This window comes from Wolbachia endosymbiont of Mansonella perstans, assembly GCF_020278605.1.
Taxonomy (GTDB): Bacteria; Pseudomonadota; Alphaproteobacteria; order Rickettsiales; family Anaplasmataceae; genus Wolbachia.
The window spans coordinates 1-11667 of sequence record NZ_JACZHU010000027.1; the positions used below are offsets into that span (position 1 = coordinate 1).

Consider the following 11667-nt stretch of genomic DNA (forward strand, 5'->3'; position numbering starts at 1 on the left):
ACCTTCACTACTATAAGTCCTTATTTTACCTCTCTTGGATTATTATGGAAAGAGTTATAAAGATCCTATAGGTCAATTGTATGTTAAGACGGCGGTCAAGGTTGCTTTATTGTAACTACAACAAGCGGAGAAAATGTCGTAATTTTCAATCACAGAAGATTCGAACCAAGATAACAACAATACCAGCAGATAGTATTAAAGCTCTCAACGATTTTGTTAATATCATCAACGGTCGATTAACGCCTAGTATTATTTCTAGCAGCACCGTAGCTCCTACAACTATCACAAAGAAAGTTAAGACTCCTACGAAAACGTTAACCACTACAGTTACTTATACAACAAAAACTGACGCCGTGGAGACTACTCATCCTTCAACAGCAGAGTTAGCAACTCAAACAAGTACAGTGCCTACAACAGTGAACTCAACAATATCTGAAACAACCGTTACCTTAAAAGCTACCCAGTTATTACGGATACTGATGAAATAAGTACTGCAAAATCTTCTGAAACAGCAAAGCCAACAACAGCAGCTACCACATCACAAGCTACCACGGTTACTACAGAAGCTGGAACAAGTACTGCAAAAATCTTTTGCAACAGCGAAGTCAATAACTCCTGTCACTTCACAGGCAACAACAGTTAAACGAGTCACAACGCCAACTCATGAACCAATTACAAACTCAGAGGAAACTACATACATAGTATTTACTATATCAAGCAATAGAATAAAAGAGTTGACAACTTCCAAGTCTATTATAACTTTGCTTCTTCAACAAACTTCTTCTCCGCATCCAGTTCAACATGTTATAACGGGCCTTGAGGCAGGAATAATAGCAAGGTCTGTACTTGGAACAGTGGCATCATTATTGGAATTATAGGGTTCATAGTATATAAATATGTTAAGAAACATCGCCACTATAATGCTGCTCCTGTGTTAGAGCTATCTGATTTAGAGTCACATTCGAATAGCAGTAATGGAGAACTTTTTATCAGTAACAGCAGAACAAGCAGTACTAAAATAGTGTTAGGCAGCGTATCAGTGGAAAGTGGTAGCAGATCGAGCAGTCCATCACCCGAAGGTAGTATAAATTCAGGATCTAGAGGATCATCTTTGAATAACAATAATGTACTAGGACATTACCTCTAGCTGTTTTGCCTGATGTTTGATATGCGGACCATTGATTAGTAGGGAAATTATTTTACTTTTATGATTTTCGTGTTAAAGTTAGTCTTAGGTGAAATAAGTAGCTGCTGTTGTGTGATAAGCACAGCAGAGGAAAGTCCGGGCTCCAAGGAAAAATAGTGACGGGTAACGCCCGCCGGGGGTAACTCTAGTTATAGGGCTACAGAAAATTACCGCCTAAAGTATTCTAGGTAAGGGTGAAAAGGTGTGGTAAGAGCACACCATAACAATGGCAACATTGGTAGTCGAGTAACCAACACTAGGAGCAAGATTAAATAAGAGTAGACCTTATGTTTTTCCTCATATCTACTCGGGTAAATCGCGAGCAGTAAATGGTAACATTTACTCCAGATAAATAGCTACATAAACAGAACCCGGCTTATATTTCACCTAGACACTTACATAAATGTCAATTATGCCGTATTCAAATGTATAAGCACTTTATACATTGCCTTTTATTTGTTCTGCTTGATAGCCACCACTATTCTCACTTACATTGGCGTTAGAATATTCCTCTTCATCAACATACTCTTTCAGGACATATCCTCTGCCCCAAACGGTTTCTATATGGCTTTTTCCATCATTTGCACTTTCAAGTTTCTTACGCAACTTGCACATAAAGACATCAACTATTTTGTTATCTGAAGGTTCATCTAAGCCATTGTAGAGATGATTTAAAAACATTTCCTTTGTTAGTACTGTTCCTTTACGTAATGCTAGCAACTCTATCATAGAATATTCTTTATTAGTCAGATGAACCGTTTTACCTTTTACCTCAACAATCCTATGATCAAAATTGATATTTATATTACCAATTTTTATCACTGATTCAGGATGGCCTTTAGTACGACGTACTATTGCCTTTATCCGAGCAAGTAGCTCGCTTTTATGGAATGGTTTAGTTAAGTAATCATCAGCACCGTATCCAAGTCCTTTAGCTTTCTGGTTAACAGCTGATATACACGAAAGTATCAGGACAGGAACTTTAATTTTTGCACTTCTTAGTCTTAACAATATATCATATCCATCAATATCACCTGGCAAGTGTATATCTAGAATAACTAGGTCATAGTGATCTCCATTTGAGGAAACCATATTATTGTTGTAGTCTTGCGCAGAAGTCACAACATCACAAAAGTGCCCATCAGAAGTTAAAGCGTTAACCACAGTCTTTGCACTTACTTGATCATCTTCAATTAGTAATATACGCATATTTTACACCCCGTAAGTAATTTATAATTTTAGTAATATATATAACTAAGGAAAATAACAAATCAAACTTTTACTAACAAATGGTCGGAACTACTAGTAATAGATATATCATTCCAAAATTATATAAATAGATCTAAAACATAATAGATATACTATATATCATAAGAATAACATTATTTTTAGTAAATATTGAGTTAAAGCTATTATTACTAAAAGAGTATTTAGGTTAATAAATATTTAACTATTTTACATATCTGTGTTATATTTTTAATTTACTTACCCTACCATTCTAAAGTATAAGTAATACTTTTTAGGAACATTGTGTGACGATATCAATTTTAGGCGCTGGCGCGTGGGGTACAGCAATTGCAATTTCACTAAGTAATAAACAAGATGTGATTTTGTGGACCCGCAATAAAACTACTTTCGAATCAATCAATAGAACAAGAGAAAGTGACAAATTACTTGGTTGTAGAATCTCTGATAGCGTGTCAGTAAAATTAACTATTGAGGAAGCAGTTAATGCTTCAGCAATAATCCTCGCTGTTCCTGCCCAATCTCTAAGACAGGTATGTCAGCAATTACATGATTGTGGCTTAAAAAAAGATGTGGCAATAATCTTAGCTTGTAAGGGAATAGAAAGATCTACATCAAAACTACCTAGTGAAATAGTAAATGAAGTTTTACCTAACAATCAAGTTGCCATTTTTTCAGGTCCAAGTTTCGCCATAGAAGTTGCAAAAAAACTACCCTATTCAATGGTTCTTGCATGCCGAAACAGTGCATTAGGTTCAAAGCTAATATCAGAACTACAGCAGGAAAATATTAAACTATATTTTAGCAGGGATATCATAGAAGTACAGATTTGTGCAGCACTAAAGAACGTTTTTGCTATAGCATGTGGAATTATTTTAAGTAAAAAACTCGGATGCAACGCTCACGCAGCACTGATAACAAATAGTATTAATGAAGTAAAGACTTTATATCTAGCAAAAACAGGTAATGCTAATATAAACATAGAAACGCTACTTGGACCAGCATGTTTGGGTGATCTGGTTATGACATGCACTTCCTTGAACTCAAGAAATCTGTCCTTTGGGTTTAAAATAGGTAGCAGTGACGATAGCTTTGACGTTCAGCAGATTCTGTCAGAAGGTAAGTCAGTGACTGAAGGTTTTAGTACTGCTCAATCTGCATTTAATTTAGCAGAGAAGCTAAAGATAAAAATGCCTATATGTGAAGCGGTCTATAGATTGTTGTATGAAAGTGTATCTATAGAGGATACTATTTCTGCTCTTGTAAATTAAATTTTTAATTTAATGTACTGTGAAATTTTTATATAAATTGATATCAACATGGTGGCTATCTGGTACAATAAAAAAAATGCCAGGTACTGTAGGCAGTTTAGCTGCTTATCCAGTTGTTCCTATAATGCTAGGCAACAAAATTTTAGGTGCAGCAATCATCTTTGTCTTATTCTTAATCGGATTGTGGTCCACAAGTAATTATATAAAACATTATCAGACTTCACGTGATCCAAAAGCGGTAGTGATTGACGAAGTAGTTGGTCAATTGTTGACAATATTTCTAATTTCAACATTGCTAAACCAAGAAGTGAATTGTCCTTTATTACTGTTGTGCTTTTTTTCTTTTAGGTTTTTTGATATAATAAAAACGTGGCCTATAAATTTGATCGATAAAAATATCAAAGGTCCTTTAGGCGTTATGCTGGATGATATTATAGCTGCAGTTTTATCTTGTGTTCTCATAGGAGCCTTTTATTGTTCATTGTCTGTGTATGCGGGATAAGAAAGTTTATTATTCAAGCTTGGTTACTAAAAATCTGAAGGATTATATACTGTACACAGCAAACTTATCTCAGTGGGAAGTGCATGATAAATTTGATAATATCGCATTTACAATAAATGGCACTAGAGAATCATTATTCAATTTTGTGTTTTGCAAAGACCAATGTAATGAACTTTCTGTACAAAGAACTCTAGATTATCTTAGAGCAAGGAATATAGAAGCAACATGGGTAATGGATTCGTATACAAAGACAAAGGGCATTTTAGAAAAGTGTAATATAAAACACGTTAGCACACCAAAAAAAGCTTTACTTAACATGAAAAATTACCTCTTACCTGCTGATATTGTTCCAGATTTGAGGTTGAACGCTGTAAATAGTAGCAACCTCTTAGAACAGTTAGATTTATGTACTTCTAAGATTTTTTATCACAACGCTGGAATTGTCAGCACGTTTTTTCGTGGATTATCGAGTTATGATGATAAAGAATCCGGGTTAAGATTTTTTCTTGCAACACTAAACAACGAAATTGTTGGAACATGTGGCTTTTGCGTCCAGGACAACATAGCTGGTTTCTATAGCGATGGAGTTTTACCGACTCATAGAAACCGTGGAATAGGTACTCAAATGGTTTTAGAAAGAATCAAGATAATTCAGCAGCTTAGGTGCAAATATATAGTAGCGCATTGTATGAAACCTTCCGTCAACCTCTACAAAAGATTGGGCTTTCAGATATTAGGCAATCTTTACTTGTACACTTCTTCAGCGTAACTTATACATACCCTTGTTGAGCGGTTATAAATTTTTACGTCTGTTTTAAAAGTACTATGTTTTTTTTGTATGAAGTAGTTTTATTATTAATTTTAATATTGTTCTTTCTTTCTTATTCCAAATTGAAAGTGGATAATAAAATTAAGAGCCTGCAACATCAAAATATTATAATAAGTAACTTAATTGATACTGTGGATGAAGGGTTTTATATTTGGGATGCAAAAAAACGTATAGAAAAGTTTTCTCCTAACTTACTAATTTTACTTAATACTGTCTTTTACTCATTTAATGAGTTTGTCAACTTTTTTGAGCAATCGGAAAGCTTAATTAAAAATTTTACTGAGGCAAAAAAGGTAAATAAATCTTTTACCCTGGACTTGAAGTCAAGGGATGGTGAAGTTTACTGTATATGTTATGGCAGAAGCATAATAGACAACTCTAATAGCGTAATTGGTGTGCTGTTGTGGATAAGAAATATCTCAGACTGCAAGATAAAAGCTAACGAACTGGAGTTAGAAAATAGTAAGCTTAGACAAAAAGTAGAGAACTACAGGGGCATTTTCAACTCTCTGCCGTTTCCAATACTGAAATATAATGAAAATAAAAAAGTAAAGTTTTGCAACCTATTTTATGATAAATATATAAATAGCTCCCAGAGATTGGCTGTTACTGATAGTGCCCACAATGCCAAACCAGGAAAATATGTGATAACCTGCAAAAACGAACGCAAGGTTTTTGATTTTATTAGAATTCCAATACAAAATTTTGGTGGTGCGGTAATATATGGAAAAGATGTTAGCGATGCAGAGGAGTTGCGTGCTAGACTAGATAGTTATTTAGCTGCACAGAAAAATTTACTTGAGGAATTACCAATTGCCATTGCAATATACAGTAAGAATCAAAAACTGAAGTTTCATAATAATGCTTTTGTGAAAACCTTTCAACTTGATACAAAGTTTTTGGCATCCCATCCAACTTATCATGAAGTCATGCTTTACCTATTCGAATCTCAGAAGCTTTTGGAACAAAGAGATTTTCAAACTATTAGCAACCAAAGGCATGAATTATTCAAAAAATTATTTGGACCGCATAATGACACAATCCACCTTACAAATGGAAAAATGTTCAGGATATTAATAATACCCTATGCTTCAGAAGGTTTACTCTTTTCCTATGAGGAATGCAAAAGGTAGCCTCAAATTCCTTCTCTTCCTACCATAAGCTGCTTAATTTTCGCTATTGCTCTTGCTGGGTTAAGCCCTTTAGGGCAGGTTTTTGTGCAATTCATTATTGTATGACAACGATACAATTTAAACGGATCATTCAAGGCATCAAGTCTCTTATCTATCTTATTATCACGGCTATCAGCGATCCATCTGTAAGCCTGTAGCAGTATTGCTGGTCCTAAAAATTTATCACTGTTCCACCAATAGCTTGGGCAGCCAGTTGAACAACAAGCACACAATATACAATCAGAAAGGCCATCCAGTTTCTTTCTATCTTCAGGAGATTGTAAATACTCTTGATTTGGCAAGTCAGGTTTATCTGCTTGTAACCAAGGATTAATTGACTTGTATTGCTCATAAAATTGACTCAGGTCCGAAACTAGGTCTTTTATTACATACATATGAGGTAATGGATATATTTTTACGTTACCCTTTATATCGTCTATGGATTTAGTACATGCAAGAGTATTGGTTCCGTCAATATTCATAGCACAAGATCCGCATATTCCTTCTCTACAAGAACGTCTGAAAGTTAAGGTTGAATCTATTTCATCCTTTATTTTTATTAATGCATCAAGCACCATAGGGCCACAATTATCCATATCAATGAAAAATGTGTCTACTCTAGGATTTTTCTCATCATCAGCAGACCAACGGTAAATTTGAAATCTTCTGACATTTTTTACTCTAGCAGGAACAGGATAGACCTTGCCCTTTTCATTAATTTTAGAATTCTTCGGCAGAGAAAACTGGACCATATTGCTTACCTTTTATCGTCTATAGCTAAAAATTCTCTTGCTTTGTAGATAACATATTTTAGCATTCTCTACTATATTTTTTATAAAATTCCTTTAAATCGCGCTTATATTATAGCCAAGCGAAGCTAAAATTTTTCTTTCTAGGTTTTTCATTATAACTTCCTCATCCTCTTTTTGGTGATTATAGTCAAGTAAATGTAGCAATCCATGCACTAACATGTGTGCAACGTGAGCTAAGATAGATATATGGTGCTCATTTGACTCTTTTTGTATTGTATCTATTGAAATTGCTATATCTCCTAAATCGCACTTGTTAGATAATTGCTCGCACCGAAATGATAACACATTAGTTGGCTTATCCATTTTTCTAAACCTTAAGTTAAGTCGATGTAGTAAATCATCATCAGCAAGAGCTATCGATATACTTGGTTTATAGTGATCTATTTTTAATTCTTCTAGAGAAGCATTTATAATATCTAATACAAAGCTCTCTGGATCCCCTGTAATGCTGTGCCACCTCTTATCAAGAATATTTACTTCTAACATTCACTCATTCTTATTATCTCATTCCATTCGGCTTCTGAGATTGGAGAAACCGATAAGCGCGGTTGTTTTAACATGGCCATGTTTTTTAAAAGTGGGTTTCGTCTTATATCACTTAACGTTACTTGATTACTCAAAGGCTTGGAAAATTTCACGTCTACCAGTCCAAACTTGCAGTTGTTAACAAGGTAATATTCTTTTAAGACCTCAACTATCCCAAATACCGCTTTTTCTTTACCTGTATGATAAAAAAACGCAGAATCACCTAATTTCATAGCTCTCATATAGCTTTGAGCTTGATAGTTGTGTACACCATCCCACTTAACTAACTTCTCCTTTTCCATTTCTTGCCATGAATATTCACTTGGCTCTGACTTAAGCAGCCAAAATTGCATTATTTTTTTCTTCTTAAATAAGCCGGTATATCATAGATATTATTGCTCCACTTAACTTCTTCATTTACTTGTTCAGCTGGTTTTGCCCCTGGTACTGAAGTTTGGCTATAAGACCACTCAAACTTTTCTTTCTCTGAAGTCTCGCTTTGATTCACAGACGGAGTTTCTGACTTGTCATCACAAACAGTGCCACTATTAATACCAGTTGCAAGAATAGAAACTCTAACTTTTCCTTCCATCGCTTGATCAAAGGTAGCGCCGAATATTATATTTGCATTTTCATCCACTTCTTCGCGTACCCTATTTGCTGCAGCATCAACTTCAAATAGAGTCATATCTCCGCCACCTGTAATGTTAATCAATATTCCTTGCGCGCCTTTCATTGACACATTATCAAGCAATGGATTAGATATTGCAGCCTCTGCAGCACTAATTGCTCTATCTTCTCCCTCCGCTTCTCCAGTACCAATCATTGCTTTGCCCATTTCGCTCATCACTGTTTCTATATCAGCAAAATCAAGATTAATGAGCCCAGGCATGACCATTAAATCAGTTACTCCTCTGATACCAATATGTAGGACATTATCAGCAAGTTTAAATGCATCAGAAAATGTAGTTTTCTCATTGGCAATTCTAAACAAGTTTTGGTTTGGGATAACAATGAGAGTATCCACGTATTTTTGTAATTCCTCAAGTCCAAGCTCTGCAATGCGCATACGACGCACACCTTCAAAGCCAAATGGCTTGGTTACAACTCCAACAGTCAATATCTTTTTTTCTTTTAATGCTTTATCCTTAACTACGGCTTTTGCTTCTCTTGCTGCTTTTGCAATTACCGGCGCTGCACCTGTTCCAGTGCCACCACCCATTCCTGCCGTGATGAAAAGCATATGACTATCTTTTATATGCTCCATAATCTCATCAATTGATTCTTCCGCTGCACTTTTACCAACATCAGGCAAAGCACCAGCCCCAAGCCCCTTAGTTAAGTTAATACCTAGCTGAATTTTTTTATCACACAATGACTTCTCTAGCGCTTGAGCATCAGTATTTGCTACAACAAAATTTACTCCTTGCAAATTGGATTGGATCATGTTATTCACAGCGTTTCCGCCAGCACCACCCACTCCCACAACGGTAATCCTTGGGTGCAATATAGGTAATTCTGGCAGACTAAGGTCAATTGGCATTTAAATTTCCCAAATTTAGTGAATTCACTTGATAATAAGTTACTGCTTTTTTAACAATATGCAAACACTTTTCACTTCTGTAGACATAAACAGAAAATAAGATTTACTTATTCTTAACTTTATAAGTACCTTATATGCAATGATTACTAGATTTTTAGATAGCGTTATTGGACCAACTCAAGAAATAGAAAGCATTTATAAAAATGGATAGAAACCTATTCCTTTGCCTTGTTGAAACTACTTATGCTGTTGCTTGTGTTTGTACTTGCACCAACCCAAGCTTCACTGCAATGTTAGTTAAGACCTGCGATGGATCATTCTTATTAGCTGTCTTAATCTTTTTATTTTGTAGGTCAGGATTTCCTTGGTCATCTTTTTCACAAGCTTCTAACACAGCTTTCTTTACTTCATCAATTTGATTTGCTATAGTTCATGTATATAAGAGTACCTGTAATCGCCAATATTGCTGCAGTTAGCGGACCAGTAAAGACTGGATTAGCCACTGCAAGTGCATATAATCCCTTATTTCCTGCTATTATACCAGCGTAAGTTGATGCTGATGTTGTATTGACAAGACCTGGATAAGCTAGGCTTAAAAGATAAGCAGCTATAAGCGAAGCTGCTACAACTATACTAACAACTGCAGCTGTTTTATATGGATAGTGACATATGTATTGTCAATTTGCGTCAGCAATTCCTTTGGTTGTACTCCAAAACCCTTCTTCAGACTCGTGTATCTTTTTTTCCAAACTTCAAAAAAAAGGAATCCTTTTCACTAATAGACACTTTTTTTTCATTGTTTGACCTATTGTCATAACTTCACTCCTAAAACATAATGTGTTAAATTTTTATTTAAGAGTAATATAATAAGAAAAATCTTCTGTCAAAAAAAATTAATTTACTAATATGCTCTTATTCTGTAATTGGGAGCTTCAACAATATGTGCTCTTTTTACCTACTCACTTTTTGCAAGATCTCCAATGGTTCTTGCAACTCTTAATACGCGTGTATAACCTCGATTGGAAATATAGTTTTCTTTTAGCACGTGTTTTAGTAGATCTGACCCTTCTTGGTTCGGCTTAGTGAATTTATTCAATACTTCACCACTTACTTCTGAGTTACAACTAATACTTAATTTGCTGTAGCGCTCAGCCTGAATTCCCTTTGCTGCCATTGCTCTTTCTCTGATTCTGTCAGTACTCTCTCCCTCTGAGTAAATTTCAGGAGAAAGTATGCTAAAATTTGGTATTTCGATATATATCTATTCTATCAAGCAATGGTTCTGATATTTTATTCCTATAATCTGTACCACATCGTGGAACTTTGTTGCATGACCTATTCGCATTTCCTAAGTAACCACACCTGTAGGGGTTCATCGCAGCAATTAGTTGCAAATGCGCTGGGTAAGTAATGTGGGCGTTACCCCTTGCAATAGTAATTTTTCTGTCTTCAAGTGGTTGGTGTAGGGAATCAAGTACGAGTCTTGGAAACTCTGGCAATTCGTCAAGGAACAATACTCCATTATGAGCCATAGTGATTTCCCCAGGTTTACATTTTCCCCTCCTCCTATTATCGCTGGCATGGAGCATGAATGATGAAGTTCACGAAAGGGACTAGTTACCTTGAGTATCTAATTGCCAGCCTGTGTTATACTGGAAATAATATTCACATCAACTATCTCATGCTTAGTTAAATTAGGCGGCAGCCCTGTAAATCGTTTAGCAAGCATCGACTTTTCAGTACCGGAAGGTCCAACAAGGAGCATATTGTGTCTGTCTGCTGCTATAATTTCAGCTGCTCTTTCTTATTACAACTTGGCCTTTGATATCCTTCATATCTGGTACTGCTCTTTTTTCTTTCGGTTTATTAAAAATTACCGGCTCAATCGACTTCTCACCTTTGAAATATCTAATAATATCGGTCAATTTCTCTATAGCCAAAACCGAGACATTCTTTACACATGAAGCTTCTATTCCATTTTCCCTCGGACAATTATTCCTTTGTTTTTCTGTTTTGCATTGATTGTCGCTGGCAAAACCCCTAAAACTGAAATAACCCTGCTATCAAGGGCAGGTTCATCCATAATGATGTAAGGCTGAACTTTTTCAACTGGTATAGCGTTTATCACAACAAGCAGTCCAATAGCAATAGCTAAATCATAATGGCTGCCTTCTTTCAGCAAACCTGTAGGAGAAAGATTAATTGTGATTCTTTTAGGGGGAGCAGTAGATTAATTGAGTTTAGTGCTGCTCTAATACGTTCTCTGGATTCTGCAACAGTTTGATCCAGCAATCCAACGATATTAAAGGCAGGAACATCATTTGCCATGTGGATTTGGACATTAACATTCACTATATTAATTTCCTGAAGTACAATGGTATTTATATTTGCAATATAATATATTTTATAAAATTTTTAATAAAATATACTAAAGAGGTTATGAAGTAAAGGCTTTGAACTCCTTGATTTGGGCTGTTATCAGACTTTTTGCATAGTTTTTAGCAGCTTATATCACCTAATAGAAATGAAAAGAACTACTTGACAACTTTCGCCATTACCCTTATTATAGTACTGAAGCTATT

General features: G+C 35.3%; 12 protein-coding genes, 1 other RNA gene and 1 pseudogene. 6 read left to right on the plus strand and 8 right to left on the minus strand.

The window, feature by feature from the left end; genetic code table 11:
• Positions 1–456: 456 nt before the first annotated feature.
• Positions 457–609, minus strand: a complete 153-nt coding sequence (locus IHO13_RS02370; RefSeq protein ID WP_225538106.1) for a hypothetical protein — start codon at positions 607–609, stop codon at positions 457–459.
• Between the two features lie 322 nt (positions 610–931).
• Here IHO13_RS02370 and IHO13_RS02375 point away from each other — a divergent pair, with 322 nt between their 5' ends.
• Together IHO13_RS02375 and rnpB are read left to right on the plus strand one after the other, a co-directional pair.
• Positions 932–1147: a hypothetical protein gene (locus tag IHO13_RS02375; RefSeq protein ID WP_225538107.1), complete on the plus strand. Its 216-nt coding sequence runs from the start codon at positions 932–934 to the stop codon at positions 1145–1147.
• 85 nt (positions 1148–1232) lie between these two features.
• Positions 1233–1580: RNase P RNA component class A (gene rnpB / locus IHO13_RS02380), an RNA gene on the plus strand.
• Positions 1581–1624: 44 nt separating this feature from the next.
• Here rnpB and IHO13_RS02385 read toward each other — a convergent pair.
• The gene (locus tag IHO13_RS02385; protein WP_225538108.1) at positions 1625–2395 is read right to left on the minus strand and encodes a response regulator transcription factor; all 771 of its coding nucleotides are present in this window, start codon (positions 2393–2395) and stop codon (positions 1625–1627) included.
• Positions 2396–2718: 323 nt separating this feature from the next.
• Here IHO13_RS02385 and IHO13_RS02390 point away from each other — a divergent pair, with 323 nt between their 5' ends.
• Genes IHO13_RS02390 through IHO13_RS02405 form a run of 4 tightly spaced genes read left to right on the plus strand, consistent with a single transcriptional unit; the run spans position 2719 to position 6166 of the window.
• Positions 2719–3702 (plus strand): NAD(P)H-dependent glycerol-3-phosphate dehydrogenase, encoded by a 984-nt coding sequence (locus IHO13_RS02390; protein ID WP_225538109.1) that lies wholly within the window; start codon positions 2719–2721, stop codon positions 3700–3702.
• A 19-nt stretch (positions 3703–3721) separates the two neighbouring features.
• The gene (locus IHO13_RS02395) at positions 3722–4204 is read left to right on the plus strand and encodes a phosphatidylglycerophosphatase A family protein (protein ID WP_225538110.1); all 483 of its coding nucleotides are present in this window, start codon (positions 3722–3724) and stop codon (positions 4202–4204) included.
• The gene (locus IHO13_RS02400; protein ID WP_225538111.1) at positions 4194–4973 is read left to right on the plus strand and encodes a GNAT family N-acetyltransferase; all 780 of its coding nucleotides are present in this window, start codon (positions 4194–4196) and stop codon (positions 4971–4973) included. The genes IHO13_RS02395 and IHO13_RS02400 overlap by 11 nt, the downstream gene beginning before the upstream one ends.
• A gap of 56 nt (positions 4974–5029) precedes the next feature.
• Positions 5030–6166: a hypothetical protein gene (locus tag IHO13_RS02405; protein WP_255586073.1), complete on the plus strand. Its 1137-nt coding sequence runs from the start codon at positions 5030–5032 to the stop codon at positions 6164–6166.
• A gap of 2 nt (positions 6167–6168) precedes the next feature.
• On the opposite strand, the gene IHO13_RS02410 is transcribed toward IHO13_RS02405, so the two are convergent.
• The 6 genes and pseudogenes from IHO13_RS02410 to IHO13_RS02435 form a co-directional block, all read right to left on the minus strand.
• A complete protein-coding gene (locus IHO13_RS02410) occupies positions 6169–6957 on the minus strand; it encodes a succinate dehydrogenase iron-sulfur subunit (protein ID WP_225538113.1) in 789 nt (262 codons plus the stop codon).
• 93 nt (positions 6958–7050) lie between these two features.
• Positions 7051–7503: an rRNA maturation RNase YbeY gene (gene ybeY, locus IHO13_RS02415; protein ID WP_225538114.1), complete on the minus strand. Its 453-nt coding sequence runs from the start codon at positions 7501–7503 to the stop codon at positions 7051–7053.
• A complete protein-coding gene (locus IHO13_RS02420; RefSeq protein ID WP_225538115.1) occupies positions 7497–7895 on the minus strand; it encodes an EVE domain-containing protein in 399 nt (132 codons plus the stop codon). Before IHO13_RS02420 ends, ybeY begins: the two co-directional genes overlap by 7 nt.
• Positions 7895–9085, minus strand: a complete 1191-nt coding sequence (gene ftsZ, locus IHO13_RS02425; protein WP_225538116.1) for a cell division protein FtsZ — start codon at positions 9083–9085, stop codon at positions 7895–7897. Before ftsZ ends, IHO13_RS02420 begins: the two co-directional genes overlap by 1 nt.
• 241 nt (positions 9086–9326) lie before the next feature.
• On the minus strand, positions 9327–9479 hold the full coding sequence (locus IHO13_RS02430) for a hypothetical protein (protein ID WP_225538117.1): 153 nt from the start codon (positions 9477–9479) through the stop codon (positions 9327–9329).
• 561 nt (positions 9480–10040) lie between these two features.
• A pseudogene (locus IHO13_RS02435) lies at positions 10041–11479 on the minus strand (YifB family Mg chelatase-like AAA ATPase).
• Positions 11480–11667 lie beyond the last annotated feature (188 nt).

What these genes read in the sequence shown, in the direction of transcription:
- IHO13_RS02385 (WP_225538108.1), bottom strand. Translation starts at nt 2,395, where the DNA reads ATGCGTATATTACTAATTGAAGATGATCAAGTAAGTGCAAAGACTGTG.
- IHO13_RS02400 (WP_225538111.1), top strand. Translation starts at nt 4,194, where the DNA reads ATGCGGGATAAGAAAGTTTATTATTCAAGCTTGGTTACTAAAAATCTG.
- IHO13_RS02405 (WP_255586073.1), top strand. Translation starts at nt 5,030, where the DNA reads ATGTTTTTTTTGTATGAAGTAGTTTTATTATTAATTTTAATATTGTTC.
- IHO13_RS02410 (WP_225538113.1), bottom strand. Translation starts at nt 6,957, where the DNA reads ATGGTCCAGTTTTCTCTGCCGAAGAATTCTAAAATTAATGAAAAGGGC.
- ybeY (WP_225538114.1), bottom strand. Translation starts at nt 7,503, where the DNA reads ATGTTAGAAGTAAATATTCTTGATAAGAGGTGGCACAGCATTACAGGG.
- IHO13_RS02420 (WP_225538115.1), bottom strand. Translation starts at nt 7,895, where the DNA reads ATGCAATTTTGGCTGCTTAAGTCAGAGCCAAGTGAATATTCATGGCAA.
- ftsZ (WP_225538116.1), bottom strand. Translation starts at nt 9,085, where the DNA reads ATGCCAATTGACCTTAGTCTGCCAGAATTACCTATATTGCACCCAAGG.